This window comes from Phormidium tenue FACHB-1052 (assembly GCF_014696675.1).
GTDB lineage: Bacteria > Cyanobacteriota > Cyanobacteriia > Phormidesmidales > Phormidesmidaceae > Nodosilinea > Nodosilinea tenuis_A.
In genome coordinates this window covers 234,191-249,276 of sequence record NZ_JACJQN010000007.1, presented here as the reverse complement: position 1 = coordinate 249,276, position 15,086 = coordinate 234,191, and the positions used below count along the sequence as shown (strand labels likewise).

The window sequence follows — 15,086 nt, the reverse complement described above, 5'->3', positions numbered from 1 at the left end:
CTTTCGTGGCCTCTATCACTTCTCCGTCGCTCACTCACAGGGTCAAGCCCATGACCTCATTGCCTACTTCACTGACCCAGCCAATGCTGACCTCGGTACGGTCAAAGCCCGGCGTAAAAAGCCTCCTAGGCTTACGTTCGACCCCGCACCAACTACCTTGACATCTGAAACCTATGCTTAAGTTGTCACCATTGGGTTACGACAAACTCCTTATCTATCCCCTGCTGGTGGTCGATTCCATCTTTACCAGCGGCATTGCGATCGAGCAGGTGAACGAGGCGCTGGTCAAGCTCTCCGACGGCACTGAGCACTGGGTGCAGGGCATGCGCTACATCCCTTCATTCTTCGATGCCCCCGACTATATCGACCTGCTGGCGACCATGGTCGAAGAAAAAATCAAAGACCACCTGGCCGTGGCCCACCTGCCCTCTCAAACTGGCATCGTGCTGATGAACCACGGCTGCCCCCACGAGGCCAAGGGCTTTACCTCCGGCATTGACGAGAGCCAAAAGCTCTACGACAAAGTGCGCGATCGCCTGATCTACAAGTACCCCTTGATTTCAGTAGGCTGGCTCAACCACGACACCCCGCTAATCAAGTGGACTCAGCCCAACGCTGACCTGGCAGCCCGCAACCTGATCGATCTAGGGGCCACCGCTCTGGTCTTTATGCCCATCGGCTTCGCCACCGAAAACCATGAGACCCTGCTGGACGTCGAGCACATTATCGAAGGGCTGCGCCGCAAGCGCCCCGACGTGACCTACGTGCAGATGCCCTGCGTCAACGATCGCCCTGACTTCCTAGCTATGGCGGCCACCTGGGCCGACAAGCACATTGCCGATCTACTGGAAGAAGATGCCCTAGCGATCAATCCTTCCCTGGCGGCATCTCAGGCGGCGGCGGTGCACAGTCACCACGGTCACAGCCACGACCACCATCTACCCGGACACGATCACGGTCACAGCCATGATCACGGTCATCACCACCACTAGCACCGGGTTTATCTCTGGCGCCTGAAGCGAAAGCACCCTTTCAGGCTCTAGATGACGATACGCGCATAGAGGCGGATGGGTGAGACTTGCCCATCCGCTTCATTAGCATGTTGGGCAGAGTAATCGGGCTAAGCACCACGGCCAACCCTAAAAACGCCCAGCTGCTCAGGCGGCTCTTGGGGTTTGACGGGTCATTTAAGAATGAGCTAATGGCCAGAAGAAAAACCATCAGCGATGCCAACAGATAAAGCTTAAGGACCATAGTGTTTTGAGGTTGATTGCTCTATCTCTAGACTGCCCAGGGACTCTTACTCCAGACATGGCGAAGAATACTGAACTTTGAAGCCAGCATTTCTGCCTTCACTGCGCCCGATCGCCCCAAGCGGCAGACGGATTCAATGCAATCTAACATCAATCGCAGGTAGGCAGTTGGAGTCAGCGGTCGCTACTACTCAAAAACCCTTCGTGACAAAGCCACAGCAAACCCGCTAGAATCAGCCGTTAATACAGGTGTTCTCAGCGATGGATGGGTTATGCCAGTGAGTTCCAGCCAAATTAAAGCCCTGCTCGACCAAAAGCGAGACGCCTTTAGCGCCTTCAGTCGGGCTAAGTTTGAGCTGATGCACGCCTACAACCGGGCGTGGATTGAGTTTACGGCCCTGCCCCACACCAGGCAGCTCGCTCAGTTAGACAGCCTATCCGGGCCAGTGGGAGCCCGCCCCCTAGAGGCGATCGCCGCTGAAAAGGGCATCTTGCCGTTCTTTTTCACGGAATCTGGCCCGATGAGCGATCGCTGGACGAACCGCGAACAGAGCGCTCAATGGGTGCAGACCGTGCTAGAAGACATCACCACCTTTGCGGTGGATGGCTCCCAAATCTCTCCTGGCAAAGATATTTCTATCCCGATTGCACTGCTGCAAATTGGCTGGTTTGAGAACCCCCACAGCGCCACCCGTCCCTACAAAAAAGATGTGCGAGTCGACCTCATGACCCCTGCTGAGCTGGGGCCAAACCCGGCTCAGCCCGTAGAGCGCCGCGTCAACATTCGCCGCTTTCAAATGGAAGTGGCGCGGCTGGTGGAATATATCAACGCTTGCCAAGACCCTGAGCGCACGCTGGTATTTTTCGACGGGGCTCTGGTGGTCACCTTTGCCGAAGCCTTTGACCAGGAGAGCCAAACTGCCTACGTGCAGTCTATTCTCTCGCTGTTAGAGGCCAGCGATCGCCGCCGCGTCCCTCTGGTGGGCTATGTGGATACTTCCTACGCCCGCGACCTGACCACAATGCTGCATCACGTCTATGGGCTAGAGGCCACCGAGGGCATTCACGACGCCCAACTGCTGGCGCGGCTGATGGAGTGGGGCGATCGCAGTGCCGTGTTTCAGTGCGATCGCGGCGGCGTTTTGGATCAGTACAACGACTACGGCAATCAAATTGCCTTTACCTATCTCAAAACCACCCGCGACGGTCACCCCGTGCGGCTCGAAATGCCCCGGTGGATGTGGGAAAGCGGCCACATTACTCAATACCTCAACTGGGTGAGGGGCGAGGTGATTATCGGCGGCGGCTACCCCTACAGCATTGAAACCGCCGACCAAACCGCCGTACTGCAGGGCCAAGACAAACATATTTTTCTGCGCGTGCTGCAAGATTGGGCCGACCGCGAAGCTATCAACCTGCGGCTCTCCCGCAAAATGGTCAGCAAACAGCGCCGCCGCTAGGCTCACTATAAAGTCTTGGTGAACCGCTCATAAGCTCCGTAATTTGACCTACACACTCCATTACGGAGAATGTTTTAGTAAAGAAGTACACCCAAAACCTATATCTGTCTCGGAGAGACCATCAGACGCAAACGCCCCCTTTCGTCTATGGCTACTGCCTACAGTGCCTACTTAAGAAGGATTTGCCCTGCATGAGAACGTTTAAAACCATAGGACTTGCCCTAGCGCTAGTGAGCCTGCTAGGAGCAATGGCTCCCGAAGCGTCAGCCAAAGATAAAGGCAATGGAAACGGTAATGGCAATGGCAACACTGCTACTACAACTCCTCCTGCGACGACCACTACCACAACTCCTCCTGCGACGACCACTACCACGGCTCCCCCTGCAACGACGACTAGCCAGCCGACTTCTGCTTTTGCCTGTTCTGGCGGTTCAGTCACCAGTAACCCCCTGGCGGGAGGGTCTTCTCTCAGCTATAGCCAGTGCATGACGTCATCCGGCAACGATGTCAGCAGCGGCATCGCGGCTAACCTCACCGCCTTCCTTGACAGTACCCTGGGGGACGGCTGGGTGTTCGATGGTAAATACGAAGGCGGCAGAAACTCCTCTGGCCCCAACGACTATGGCTTTAGCTGGGTACAAACCGGCAAAGGCAAAGGCACCTGGAGCCTAGCCGAAACCGTGACCAGTCCCTTTGTGGTTAGTCTCAAGGCTGGTAACGCCTACACAGCCTACTACTTCGATAGCAGCACTAGCTTCAACAGCGGCACCTGGGCCACCTTTGATCAAAAAGACCTGTCCCACGCTTCGTTCTTCGTCGCTAAAGGCCTCACCCCCGAAGAACCCAACACCACTGTGCCAGAACCAGCCTCCACCGCAGCCCTAGTGCTGGTCGGCCTCAGCGCCGCCGGGCTAGTCCGCAAAAAGCAGGGTTAGGTCAGCTAGTCTCAATGCCTTAAAAATTGCCCACAATGCTCCGGCGACTTACCCATGTCGTCGGAGCTTTTCTGTTGAAAGGCGTTCAGGGGCTTTACCCTATGGTTGAATCGGAGAATAGCGCGCTGGGAAATACCGTCAATGGCCAAACCAACACCACATACCCGCCAGGAAACTGACAGCATGGGGGCGATCGCCGTGCCCAGCGATCGCTATTGGGGAGCTCAAACCCAGCGATCGATTCGCTATTTTTCCATTGGCCAAGACAGAATGCCGTTGGAGGTGGTGCATGCGATCGCGATCGCCAAAAAAGCGTCAGCCCTGGCCAACGCTGACCTAGGCAAACTACCTCGGGAAAAAGCTGACTTGATTGTGCAGGCCGCCGATGAAGTGATCAATGGCACCCTCGACGATCACTTTCCGCTGCACGTGTGGATGACCGGCAGCGGCACCCAGTGCAATATGAACGTCAATGAGGTGATCGCTAATCGAGCGATCGAGCAGGCGGGCGGCGAGATGGGCAGCAAAACCCCCATTCACCCCAACGACCACGTCAATATGTCTCAGTCATCCAACGATGTGTTTCCTACAGCCATGCACATCGCCGCCGCCCAGGCCCTCGTTCACACCCTAAGCCCCGCCGTCACCCGGTTGAGGGATGCCCTGGATGCAAAAGCCCAGGCCTGGAGCGACATCGTCAAAATTGGTCGCACCCACATGCAGGATGCCGTACCACTCACCCTAGGTCAGGAGTTTTCTGGCTATGTGGGCATGCTCAACGACAATCTAAAACGCATAGAGGGATGCTTGCCAGGGCTGTACGAGCTGGCTTTGGGGGGCACGGCGATCGGCACCGGCATCAATGCTGGGCCAGGCTTTGCTGAATCTGCCGCCGAACACATTGCTGCTATCACCGGACTGCCCTTCGTCAGCGCCCCCAACAAGTTCACCGTTATGGGTGCCCACGATGCCGTGGTGATGGCCAGCGGCGTGCTCAAAACCCTGGCGGTATCGCTTTACAAAATCGCCAACGATATTCGTCTGCTGAGCTGTGGTCCGAGAGCTGGGTTTGCGGAGTTGCAGCTACCAGAAAACGAGCCGGGGTCATCGATCATGCCGGGCAAGGTGAACCCTACCCAGTGCGAGGCCTTGGCTATGGTAGCAGTGCAGGTCATGGGCTACGACACAGCGGTGGCCTTTGCCGGAGCTAGCGGCTATCTAGAGATGAACGTCTACAAGCCGATGATGATCTTTAATCTGCTGCAATCGGTGCGGTTAATGGCCGACAGCTGCCACAACTTCACTGAGTTTTTGGTCGCTGGCATGACCCCTAACCTCAAAAAGATCGACCAGTACGTGCAGCAGTCGCTGATGCTGGTTACCGCCCTGAGCCCAGCCATTGGCTACGACAAAGCCTCCCAGATTGCCCACCACGCCTTTGAGCACGACCTCACCCTGAGACAGGCCGCCCTGGCCCTAGGCTACGTCTCAGAATCGGAGTTTGATCAGCTAATTGTCCCCCGCCGCATGACCCATCCTTGAGCCACAGCAACCGCTACAGTGTCCACACCTGTGGAATGTTAAGGACTATGTTGATTTGCTCAGGATGCTCAGGTTCGCGGCAGCCATTCCCGTATGATCATCCTTAAAGTTTGTAAATTTTCCTAAGATTCTGGAGATTCAAACGTGTCTCTTCCGTTACTAAACTATTCCCCGTCCAGTCAAAATCAGCGCGTTGCGGCTTACGAAATTGGCGGCGACGAACAGGCTAGAATTTTCTCCACCGATGATCTGTACGATACCAGCGACATGGATGCGCTGATTACGGCAGCCTATCGGCAGATGTTCTTCCACGCCTTTAAGTGCGATCGCCAGACCTTTCTGGAATCGCAGCTGCGCAACGGTCAAATTACCGTGCGCGACTTTATTCGTGGCTTGGCGCTGTCGCCGACCTTCTACAGCAGCTTCTACGAGAAGAACAGCAACTACAAGTTCGTTGAGCACTGCGTCCAGAAAATTCTGGGCCGCGATGTGTACAGCGATCGCGAAAAAATTGCCTGGTCTATCGTCGTGGCTAACAAGGGTATCAAAGGCCTAGTCGATGAGTTACTCGATAGCGAAGAGTACCTCACCAGCTTTGGCTACAACACCGTGCCTTACCAAAAGCGCCGAGTACTGCCCGGTCGTCCCGAAGGCGAGCGCCCCATCCACATCAAGAACCCCCGCTACGACACCTACCACCGCAATCAACTGGGCTTCCCTCAGATTGTGTGGCAGTCTCAAGTCAAGCGCTACGTTCCCCAAGAGAAGAAGGTTACCGCTGGCAATCCTCAGGGTTTCCTAGGTATGGCCCGCAGCATTGGGGCTAGTGGTGCGGCACCCGCTCGCGTATCCACCAGCGACATCAACATCGCCACTGCTGTGCCCTACCGCAAAGTGTCGTCGTAACTAGGTTCAGCAATAGCCTTCTGGCTATATTTCTAGAACACCATTGGGGTGCGAGCTACGGCTGGCATCCCTTTTTTTTCTCAGATTGATAGGTCCGTTGGTCAGGAGCCTTTTCAAAGCAGGTGCATGGGCAAAAAAAATCCCCTGGCTATTGCCAGTGGGACTTTTCAGGGTGCATCTACCATTCACCTTTTCACCAAGACGAGACTCCGTCCGGAAAAGTTGCTGAAGAGTTTTACCTATTGTGGTTGTGGGCTTTCGGCATTGCGCAGCACCTCGGCCTGCTCTCGCAGAGAAGTGGCCCAGTCTTCGGATCCGTTGGCTTCAAAGAGAGTAGCGGCCTGCTCAAAATCGGCAATTACTGACTCTCTCGCCTCTAAGGGAATGTCTTCTGGCCCTTCTACTGAATCGCCTTGATCCACATACACCTGCCCTAGCGTGGCCTGGGCCCGCCCTAGGTAGGCCGAGGCCTGATCTGGGTCAATTGCGATCGCTTCAGTGTAGGCAGCAATGGCGCCGGGGTAGTCTTCCGCCAGAACCAGGGCCTCAGCCTCAGCATAAGTCACCTCAAATTCAGTAGAGGTGCGCACAACGAGGTCATAGTCGCCACCCTGACCTGAGAATGACCGGGCCACCACAGTGTAAGTACCGTCTTCAGGCAGCTCGACGATGATGGTTGAGTTTAGAGTGCCGCCAAAATCGTCATTAGACGCGATTTCCGCCTCGTCAGGCCCTGTTAACGACAACACTGGGTCAAAGTCTTCGCTGGCTAGGGTGATCGTCATCACCTGTCCGGCTGTGCCCTCAAAGGTATAGGTAGACTCTGCTGGATAAATGGTGCCCGCCTCTTCTAGCACGGTATCGGCGCGAGCAACCAGCGTTGCCGGACCAGCCAGCAGCCCTACCAAGGCCACAGGCGCTACTACTCCCACAGGAAACAACCGTAGAAAACCCATGCAACCTCCCTTGGGAAAACAACGAACACACAAATCTGCCATGCAGCCTAACACAAGGCCGACCTAGCCTACGGAACCATTAGAAGTGACTCAGCAGGCTATGGTAATACTGGAGCCATGCTACTTAGCCTATCTATGCCCCGTCTGTACCGCGTATTAGCTTGTCTAGGGACGATCGCCGTCCTAGGGGATTGTGCCCTAGCACTGCCGCCTCCCGATGACATTCCCGAAGAAATTTTACGCACAGAGGTAATTACGGAGGCGCGATCGCCCCTTAACGGAGAGCCGCTCTCCGCCGCAGACTACGCCGCTTTACAAGAGCAGTTGCGCGACCCCAACACTGAGCCCGTTGTTAACCCTGACATCGCTGACCTAATCCAACTTTTACGGTTGAGACGTCTCCTTAGGCCCGTTCTCCCTTTCTTACGGTAGGGGTCAAATAAGCCAAGATCCGCGAAAATTTTCCTGTGGGAATCGCTAAGTTTTGTTACTCTATTCCGCAGATAGTAAATTTACATAGACCGTCTATATCCCCCTGTGGACCTTTAATAACATGCCTGCAACCGTTGACGCTGAGCAGATTGACCGGATTGTCTGGAACCAGCACCATGACCCCTTTGAAATCTTAGGGCCGCACATGGTGCAGCAAGATGGTCAAACGGTCTGGGCCGTGAGGGCCTATTTACCTCAGGCTGAGAAAGCCTGGGTAGTACTGCCAGAAGAGCACAAAGAAGTGCCTATGGAGCCTAACCATAACCCCCACTTCTTTGAATGTGTACTGCAGGTTCAAGATCTGGCTAACTACCAGCTTAAATACGTCATCGGTGACCACATCCACGTCATCTATGACCCCTACGCCTTTAAGACGCGCGCCATTACCGACTTCGACATCCACCTTTTTAGCGAAGGCAACCACCACCGCATTTATGAAAAGCTAGGTGCACACTTCACCGAGGTCGAAGGTGTCACTGGCGTATACTTTGCCGTGTGGGCTCCTAACGCTCGCAACGCATCGGTACTGGGCGATTTTAACTACTGGGATGGCCGCAAACACCAGATGCGCCGCCTTTCTAACGGCATTTGGGATTTATTTATTCCTGGGTTAGACATTGGCACCCACTATAAGTACGAAATTAAGAACTACGACGGCCACATCTACGAAAAGTCTGACCCCTACGGCTTTCAGCAAGAAATTCGACCCAAAACTGCCTCTATCGTCACCGATCTAGACAGCTACGCTTGGCAAGACGCCGACTGGATGGAAAAGCGTCGCCAGACCGAGCCTTTGACCCAGCCGGTCTCTATCTATGAGCTGCATGTGGGTTCCTGGCTGCACGAGTCATCGGCTAGTCCTGCCCTGCGCCCCGACGGCAGTCTAGAACCGGTCGTTACAGTGGCCGAGCTCAAGCCCGGAGCCCGTTTTCTTACCTACCGAGAGTTAGCAGATCGGCTGATTCCCTACGTCAAAGAGCTAGGGTTCACGCACATTGAGCTATTGCCCGTCGCTGAGCACCCCTTTGACGGCTCCTGGGGCTACCAGGTCACCGGCTACTACGCCGTCACCTCCCGCTACGGCACGCCCGAAGACTTTATGTACTTCGTCGATCAGTGCCACGCCAACGGCATCGGCGTCATTGTCGACTGGGTACCGGGCCACTTTCCTAAGGATGGTCACGGTCTGGCCTTCTTTGACGGCACCCACCTATACGAACATGCTGACCCCCGCAAGGGCGAGCACAAGGAGTGGGGCACCCTGGTGTTTAACTATGGCCGCAACGAGGTGCGCAACTTCTTGGTGGCCAACGCCATCTTTTGGTTTGAAAAGTACCACATCGACGGAATTCGGGTGGATGCGGTGGCTTCCATGCTCTACCTCAACTACTTCCGCAAAGACGGAGAGTGGGTGGCCAACGACTACGGCGGCTGCGAGCATATTGAAGCGGCAGACTTTCTCCGCCAGGTAAACCACGTGCTGTTTACCTACTTTCCTGGCGTGCTTTCGATCGCAGAGGAATCCACCGCCTGGCCCATGGTCTCTTGGCCAACCTATGTGGGCGGCTTGGGCTTCAACCTGAAGTGGAACATGGGCTGGATGCACGACATGTTGGACTACTTCAACATGGATCCATGGTTCCGCCAGTTCCACCAGAACAACGTCACCTTTAGCATTTGGTACGCCTTTACCGAAAACTTCATGCTGGCGCTGTCCCACGACGAGGTGGTGCACGGCAAGAGCAATATGCTGGGCAAAATGCCGGGGGATGAGTGGCAAAAGTTTGCCAACCTGCGCTGCCTATACACCTACATGTTCATGCATCCAGGCAAGAAGACCCTGTTCATGAGCATGGAATTTGGCCAGTGGAGCGAGTGGAACGTCTGGGGCGACCTGGAATGGCACCTGCTTGAGCATCAGCCCCACGCCAGTCTTAAGCATTTCATGGGTAAGCTCAACGAGTTTTACCGCAGTGAACCGGCTCTGTTTACCCAAGACTTTGACCAGGCTGGCTTTGAGTGGATTGACTGTAGCGACACTCGCCACAGCGTGGTGGCCTTTATTCGCCGCGACAAGGGTAGTGACGATTTTGTGGTGGTGGTGTGCAACTTTACGCCCCAGCCCCACAGCCACTACCGGGTGGGTGTGCCTGAGTCGGGCTACTACAGAGAGCTGTTTAATAGCGATGCCCGCGACTTTGGCGGCAGCAATATGGGGAACCTGGGTGGCAAGTGGTCTGAGGATTGGTCTTTCCACAACCGCCCTTACTCACTGGATCTGACCCTGCCACCGCTGGGAGTGATTGTGCTAAAGCTGACTTCAGAAGAAACCCAGAAAGCGTTGTCAGGTCAATAGCCGAAACCGAGGGTTAGTTAACCCAGCCCCTTATGCAACCACGCGTCACGGTCATCACCCTTGGTGTAGATGATTTGGAGCGATCGCTGCGTTTCTACCGAGATGGCCTAGGCCTCTCCATAGCAGTGATTGTGGGCCAGGAGTTTGAGCATGGAGCCGTTGTCTTCATCGATCTTCAGGCGGGTCTAAGGCTTGCCCTCTGGCCCCGCGAGAGCATTGCCCATGATACGGGGCTGATGCAGGGCTCGTCCAGTTCGACAGAACTCACGTTAGGGCACAACGTGGCCTCTAGAGCAGAAGTCGATGCTGTTATGGCGCAGGCAATCACTGCTGGTGCAACCATCGTCAAGCCACCCCAGGAGACGTTTTGGGGTGGTTACACAGGCTATTTTCAAGACCCGGACGGCCACCTTTGGGAGGTGGTCTGGAACCCGCAGTGGACAGTGCCCGATTGAGCGCTCCCAAGGCCCCTACTCAGGATTAACTCGATCGCCAACAGAACTATGGGCACTAATCCCTATGCCTGGCTGGATAAATCTTTAGCAGCCCTGCACCGCGCCCACCGCTATCGAACCGTAGCGGCTGTCGAGGGTATGACCGGAGCCGTGGTGCAGCGGCAGGGGCAAACTCTAATCAACTTTGCTAGCAATGATTACCTAGGGCTAGCTAGCGATCCACGGCTGGCGGAGGCGGCGATCGCGGCCATTCAAACCTACGGCACCGGCAGCACTGGCTCTCGATTGCTCAGCGGCCACCGAGAGCTGCATGGGAAGCTGGAGCGGGCGATCGCCGCCCTCAAGGGCACCGAAGATGCCCTGGTGTTTAGCTCGGGCTATCTGGCCAATATGGGGGCGATCGCGGCCCTAGTCGGCAGCCCAGACCTGATTTTGGGCGACGAGTATAACCACTCCAGCCTCAAAGCGGGGGGCAAAGCTAGCGGGGCCACTGCCCTAGATTATCGCCATGGTGATGTTGCCCACCTGGAAGAATTGCTGAAGCTGCATCGCGATCGCCATCGCCGCTGCCTAATTGCCACTGACAGCGTCTTCAGCATGGATGGTGATCTGTGCCCGCTGGCGGCCATTCTTGACCTGGCAGAGGCCCACAACGCGATGGTGCTGGTGGATGAGGCCCACAGCACGGGAGTATTCGGCGATCGCGGGTCGGGGGCTGTAGAGCACCTGGGCTGTACCGGACGCCTCTTGGTCACCGTGGGCACCCTAAGCAAGGCTCTGGGCAGCCTAGGGGGCTACGTAGCCGGGTCTGCCGCACTCATTGACTTTCTCCGTAACCGCGCCCCTGGCTGGATTTACACCACGGGTCTATCGCCGGCGGATACAGCGGCGGCTTTGGCAGCAGTGCAGATTATCCAGCAAGAAACCTGGCGCCGCGACAGACTCTGGCACCAGGTGAATCACTTGATTCAACAAATTGATCAAATTTTGACAGAGTCAGCAGCAGTTCCTCTGCGGCTGCGGCGCTTGCCTTCGGCTTCGCCCATTATTTGCCTAGAGGGTGCCTCAGCAGAATCTGTCTTGACAGCCAGCCAATATCTACAGTCAGCTGGGCTGTGGGTGGCAGCCGTACGCCCGCCCACGGTGCCCACAAGCCGTCTGCGCATTACGGTTATGGCTACCCATAAGCCCGCTCATCTGCTTCAGCTAATCACTGGACTACAGACTCTGAGTCAGGGTTAAGCGATTAGCGCTTTGAACCCCAACGACGCTGCTTCTGGCGAGCGATGGTTTTGCGCTTCTTCTTTTCGATGGGGGTTTCAAAGTGGCGATTTTTTCGCATATCCGAAAAAATGCCGGCCCGAGCAACCTTACGCTTAAAGCGTCGTAGGGCCGATTCAATGTTTTCGTCTTCTCCCAATACAACCTGGGCCATTAGTTCTCCTAAAAAATTGCTAACGCGGGTAAAGCAGCGCTCTAGTAGCGTCAGCCTAAAACCACTAGGTACCACTGAGGGCGATACCCCATTTCAAAAGCCCGAAGGCTGAGGTCTGACCAAGGGTCTTGGCCAGACCTAGTTGTCTAACGACGGCTGTTGTTCCAGCCGCCGCCGCCACCGCCACCGCCACCGCGTGACTCCCGGGGGCGAGCTTTGTTGACCTTCAGGTCGCGCCCCATCCACTCAGCACCGTCGAGGGCTTCGATGGCTTTGTCTTCGTCGGCTTCGCTTTCCATTTCGACAAAGGCAAAGCCACGAGGACGACCGGTTTCACGATCGGTGGGCAGGCTAACCCGGCTAACAGCACCGTATTCAGCAAAGACCTCGGTGATCTGGTCTTGGGTGGCGGTAAAGGCCAAATTCCCTACGTAAATCGACATGGATACATCTCCAAATAAAGAGAGAAGGAGTAGAAAGTTATCAAGGAGATGTACTCAACTAAGGACTAAGCCAAGCCGGTAATGCAACTAACAACTTGCTTGTCACACGATAGCACAGGGCCACCTTGTGACCAGTATGGGGCGATCGCAAACTGTCTGCCAGAGTCGTCTAATCCTCCGGCAGTACCCATTTAGGCGGCCGTGAGGCACGCTCCATCATTCTGCGCCGCACAGCCTCGTCGGCCATTTCAAGCATCTTATCAAGGGGAGTGTCAGAAATAAATTTTGACGCTTCGTCGGTGTACTTCAAGTTGGGGCAGTCGTTCCCCAGCACACAGCCGTCTTTACAGTCTACTGCGCAATTAATTGCCATTGTCTTTTTAGCCTCATAACGTCAGCGTTAGGGCAAAATTTGCTTTAAAGAGCCCTTAAAAATTGTAACAACCTGCGCTCGCGCCGTCGTCGAGCCGTTGTGTAGAGAATTTCTTTGGGGCTGCTCTAGACCAGGGTAGAGTTAGCAAAACGCGATCGAGATTGTCATGGGCCTACCCCCCGACGCTCAGCCCCGCTGGCCCCTAGGGATTTTGGGAGCAACGCTACTCCTGCTCTTAGGGATTGCTTACCTGTATTGGAGAGACCCAGCCCTGCTCAGTTGGCTAGTTTTAGGGACAGAGCAGCCAATTTGGCGCTGAAGGTCAGAGACGGCGGGTACCCAGAGAGTTTTCAGAGAATTTTTCGGTAGCATCGGGGCAGCAATGGGACTGGGTGGCTCGTAACTATGGCGATTCGTCGGTTTTTTCTGGTTTTTGGGGTTTCACTGAGCTTGAGCGCGGGCGCAATAGTCGGTGAGCCTCTGGGGGCGATCGCACCAGTACCGACGGCAACACCAGCGCTGGCTACAGGGTTAGACATTCAAAAAGAGGTTCTCATTGCTCAGAGCCTACCGAGGCGCTTGCTGCGATCGCCGTTGAGAATGATGGCGAGTATCTCCCCAGCCCTCTTGCTGGCTAGCTTGAGCCTGGCAGGCGGCGCGTTTATTGCTCTGGCTTGGCTGCATGTCTATCAACAGCAGCGCCGCTGGCAGCGGGTAGAGTTGGCTCGCCAGGAAGTGAAGGCCTTTCGTGAGCGCGAGCCAGTTAAAAACGTGCTGGATATTCTCGACTACGAAGAGTACCGCATGTTTTATATCAAACACCCCGAAGATGGCAGGCTGATTAGCTTTGAAGCTACTGACCATCGCCTGCGGCGGGCGCTGCGATCGCACGACCAGATGGTCAAGATGCGCAATGGCCTCGATGAGCTCAAGCACCGAGCCAGGCAGAAAAACACCTTCTCCCCCAAGGCCTTGGAGCTGGTGCAGCGGTACGACAGCGAAGAGTTCTTCATTGAGATCACCCTGCGCGACTGGTTTGAGTCATTTCTCAGCGGTCTAGAGTATTTCGAAACCATGATCGAGTCGGGCTTAGTGACAGCCGAGGAGATCAAGCCCTTCATCATCTATTGGATCAACTTGATTGGCGATCGCCGCTACCGGCGCAAGGGTGGTTCTGGGTTCTACGACAAGCTGTTTCACTACATCTACTGGGCGGGCTACGGACGGGTGCAAAAGCTGTTTGAGCGCTTTGGCTTTAAGATTCTGCCGCCCCCTTACAGCACCCACGACTTTAGCGGCATTGAGCTAGAGGAGGGCAAGTACGACACCTACCGGGCCCTCTGCCTGGCCAAAGCCGCCCATCTGGTCTATGAAGACCGCGACTATGTCACCGATATTTCGCGGCTGTGGCTCAGCGATGACATCGACAACCGCTGGCAGCAGCTCAGCGCCAGCAAGTATGTGGTCGCGGTGCTTAAAACCTGGCTACAAGAGGGCGAAAAAGCCAGCATCCGCGATATTCGCGACAACTTTATGTACCTCGACATGCGGCTCACCGACACTCAGGCATTTATATTTCGGCGAGACAACAACCTAATTTTGGTGTTTAAGGGCACCCAGCAGCTCAGCGACTGGAAAACGAACCTCAAGATTCGCCTGAAAGAATTTACGGTGCTGGCCGATCAAGAGGCCGTACCGCCGACGGGTCGAGTCCACCGCGGCTTTTTAGATGCCTGGCAAAGTGTAGAAAAGCAGGTGGTTTACTACCTGAAAAAGTGGCGCACTCCCAACACCAAGCTGTGGATCACCGGCCACAGCCTCGGCGGCGCACTGGCGGCAGTAGCGACGATTTCCTTAGAAGCCCAGGGGTTCGAGGTCAGCGGGCTCTATACCTTTGGCCAGCCCCGAGTAGCCGACTGGAAGCTGGTCAACTACATGAATGCGCGGATGGGCGATCGCATCGTCCGCTACGCCAACAACAATGACATCGTACCGATGATTCCGCCGCAGATTATTCCCTGGGTGCCGACGCGGGTGTACGGCCACATGGGCCAGTTTCGCTACTTTAACGACTCTGGCAGCCTGCGCCGCCAGTCCTTTATGTTCCAGCGCTTCCCCGACCGGCTGTTTGGCATGATTCACGCCATTTTCACCTCGGGCACCCCAGACGCGGTAGATGACCACAAGATGGAGTTCTACGTAGCCAACCTGCAAAAGGCACTCGATCGCGAAGAAGAGGAGGCCAAGCTCGAAATTGAGCAGGGCATGATCAGCGGCGACTTTGTCGAGGGCATGAAAGAGCGGATGCGGGCGCGGCGCAGCAGTCCTGAGGGGTAAATGCGCTGATGTTGTGCGGGATGGTACGCAACTCACATTTCGCATGAGCAGAATTATAGAGGTTCCTGAATACATGAGGTACACCTCAGCTAAGAGAAGTCTCAGAACTCATAGACTTGGGCAAATGACCTGCACCTCATTCG

Annotated in this window: 14 protein-coding genes and 2 pseudogenes; 11 read left to right on the top strand and 5 right to left on the bottom strand. The window is 55.6% G+C overall.

What is annotated here, in order from left to right; translation table 11 throughout:
- Together H6G07_RS26160 and H6G07_RS12180 are read left to right on the top strand one after the other, a co-directional pair.
- A pseudogene (locus tag H6G07_RS26160) lies at positions 1-181 on the top strand (hypothetical protein); the annotation flags it as partial.
- A 13-nt stretch (positions 182-194) separates the two neighbouring features.
- Positions 195-992, top strand: a pseudogene (locus H6G07_RS12180) (ferrochelatase); the annotation flags it as partial.
- 40 nt (positions 993-1,032) lie between these two features.
- On the opposite strand, the gene H6G07_RS12175 reads toward H6G07_RS12180, so the two are convergent.
- Positions 1,033-1,221 (bottom strand): hypothetical protein, encoded by a 189-nt coding sequence (locus H6G07_RS12175; protein ID WP_139297004.1) that lies wholly within the window; start codon positions 1,219-1,221, stop codon positions 1,033-1,035.
- A 304-nt stretch (positions 1,222-1,525) separates the two neighbouring features.
- On the opposite strand from H6G07_RS12175, the gene H6G07_RS12170 reads away from it, so the two are divergent.
- From H6G07_RS12170 to H6G07_RS12155, 4 genes are all read left to right on the top strand, one after another.
- Positions 1,526-2,713, top strand: a complete 1,188-nt coding sequence (locus H6G07_RS12170; RefSeq protein WP_073608149.1) for a DNA double-strand break repair nuclease NurA — start codon at positions 1,526-1,528, stop codon at positions 2,711-2,713.
- A 191-nt stretch (positions 2,714-2,904) separates the two neighbouring features.
- Positions 2,905-3,648, top strand: a complete 744-nt coding sequence (locus H6G07_RS12165; protein WP_139297005.1) for a PEP-CTERM sorting domain-containing protein — start codon at positions 2,905-2,907, stop codon at positions 3,646-3,648.
- A gap of 141 nt (positions 3,649-3,789) precedes the next feature.
- On the top strand, positions 3,790-5,190 hold the full coding sequence (fumC, locus tag H6G07_RS12160; protein ID WP_073608151.1) for a class II fumarate hydratase: 1,401 nt from the start codon (positions 3,790-3,792) through the stop codon (positions 5,188-5,190).
- A gap of 144 nt (positions 5,191-5,334) precedes the next feature.
- Positions 5,335-6,096 carry a phycobilisome rod-core linker polypeptide gene (locus tag H6G07_RS12155; RefSeq protein ID WP_073608152.1) on the top strand — a complete coding sequence of 254 codons (762 nt, stop codon included), beginning with the start codon at positions 5,335-5,337 and terminating at the stop codon, positions 6,094-6,096.
- Positions 6,097-6,335: 239 nt separating this feature from the next.
- Here the strand turns inward: H6G07_RS12155 and H6G07_RS12150 are convergent, their stop codons facing one another.
- Entirely contained in the window at positions 6,336-7,028 is a 693-nt protein-coding gene (locus H6G07_RS12150; RefSeq protein ID WP_190740710.1) for a pre-peptidase C-terminal domain-containing protein, read from the bottom strand.
- Between the two features lie 159 nt (positions 7,029-7,187).
- Here H6G07_RS12150 and H6G07_RS12145 point away from each other — a divergent pair, with 159 nt between their 5' ends.
- The 4 genes from H6G07_RS12145 to bioF all read left to right on the top strand — a co-directional run bounded on the left by H6G07_RS12145 (position 7,188) and on the right by bioF (position 11,597).
- Complete coding sequence (locus H6G07_RS12145) at positions 7,188-7,484, top strand: hypothetical protein (protein ID WP_073608227.1); 297 nt, start codon at positions 7,188-7,190, stop codon at positions 7,482-7,484.
- A 121-nt stretch (positions 7,485-7,605) separates the two neighbouring features.
- Positions 7,606-9,900: a 1,4-alpha-glucan branching enzyme gene (gene glgB, locus H6G07_RS12140; RefSeq protein WP_073608154.1), complete on the top strand. Its 2,295-nt coding sequence runs from the start codon at positions 7,606-7,608 to the stop codon at positions 9,898-9,900.
- Positions 9,901-9,932: 32 nt separating this feature from the next.
- Positions 9,933-10,355 carry a VOC family protein gene (locus H6G07_RS12135; protein WP_073608155.1) on the top strand — a complete coding sequence of 141 codons (423 nt, stop codon included), beginning with the start codon at positions 9,933-9,935 and terminating at the stop codon, positions 10,353-10,355.
- A 48-nt stretch (positions 10,356-10,403) separates the two neighbouring features.
- Positions 10,404-11,597: an 8-amino-7-oxononanoate synthase gene (gene bioF, locus H6G07_RS12130; RefSeq protein WP_073608156.1), complete on the top strand. Its 1,194-nt coding sequence runs from the start codon at positions 10,404-10,406 to the stop codon at positions 11,595-11,597.
- Between the two features lie 4 nt (positions 11,598-11,601).
- On the opposite strand, the gene rpsU is transcribed toward bioF, so the two are convergent.
- From rpsU to H6G07_RS12115, 3 genes are all read right to left on the bottom strand, one after another.
- Positions 11,602-11,790: a 30S ribosomal protein S21 gene (rpsU, locus tag H6G07_RS12125; RefSeq protein WP_073608157.1), complete on the bottom strand. Its 189-nt coding sequence runs from the start codon at positions 11,788-11,790 to the stop codon at positions 11,602-11,604.
- 146 nt (positions 11,791-11,936) lie between these two features.
- Positions 11,937-12,233, bottom strand: coding sequence for an RNA-binding regulator (rbp, locus tag H6G07_RS12120; RefSeq protein WP_073608158.1), 297 nt, complete (start codon positions 12,231-12,233; stop codon positions 11,937-11,939).
- Between the two features lie 169 nt (positions 12,234-12,402).
- Positions 12,403-12,606, bottom strand: coding sequence for a hypothetical protein (locus tag H6G07_RS12115; protein ID WP_073608159.1), 204 nt, complete (start codon positions 12,604-12,606; stop codon positions 12,403-12,405).
- 405 nt (positions 12,607-13,011) lie between these two features.
- Here H6G07_RS12115 and H6G07_RS12110 point away from each other — a divergent pair, with 405 nt between their 5' ends.
- A complete protein-coding gene (locus H6G07_RS12110; RefSeq protein ID WP_084173063.1) occupies positions 13,012-14,943 on the top strand; it encodes a lipase family protein in 1,932 nt (643 codons plus the stop codon).
- The last annotated feature ends 143 nt before the right edge of the window (positions 14,944-15,086 follow it).

Excerpts from the sequence above, each read along its gene's own strand:
- H6G07_RS12170 (WP_073608149.1), top strand. The coding sequence starts at position 1,526 with ATGCCAGTGAGTTCCAGCCAAATTAAAGCCCTGCTCGACCAAAAGCGA.
- H6G07_RS12110 (WP_084173063.1), top strand. The coding sequence starts at position 13,012 with ATGGCGATTCGTCGGTTTTTTCTGGTTTTTGGGGTTTCACTGAGCTTG.
- H6G07_RS12165 (WP_139297005.1), top strand. The coding sequence starts at position 2,905 with ATGAGAACGTTTAAAACCATAGGACTTGCCCTAGCGCTAGTGAGCCTG.
- H6G07_RS12135 (WP_073608155.1), top strand. The coding sequence starts at position 9,933 with ATGCAACCACGCGTCACGGTCATCACCCTTGGTGTAGATGATTTGGAG.
- fumC (WP_073608151.1), top strand. The coding sequence starts at position 3,790 with ATGGCCAAACCAACACCACATACCCGCCAGGAAACTGACAGCATGGGG.
- glgB (WP_073608154.1), top strand. The coding sequence starts at position 7,606 with ATGCCTGCAACCGTTGACGCTGAGCAGATTGACCGGATTGTCTGGAAC.
- H6G07_RS12115 (WP_073608159.1), bottom strand. The coding sequence starts at position 12,606 with ATGGCAATTAATTGCGCAGTAGACTGTAAAGACGGCTGTGTGCTGGGG.
- rpsU (WP_073608157.1), bottom strand. The coding sequence starts at position 11,790 with ATGGCCCAGGTTGTATTGGGAGAAGACGAAAACATTGAATCGGCCCTA.
- rbp (WP_073608158.1), bottom strand. The coding sequence starts at position 12,233 with ATGTCGATTTACGTAGGGAATTTGGCCTTTACCGCCACCCAAGACCAG.
- H6G07_RS12145 (WP_073608227.1), top strand. The coding sequence starts at position 7,188 with ATGCCCCGTCTGTACCGCGTATTAGCTTGTCTAGGGACGATCGCCGTC.
- bioF (WP_073608156.1), top strand. The coding sequence starts at position 10,404 with ATGGGCACTAATCCCTATGCCTGGCTGGATAAATCTTTAGCAGCCCTG.
- H6G07_RS12175 (WP_139297004.1), bottom strand. The coding sequence starts at position 1,221 with ATGGTTTTTCTTCTGGCCATTAGCTCATTCTTAAATGACCCGTCAAAC.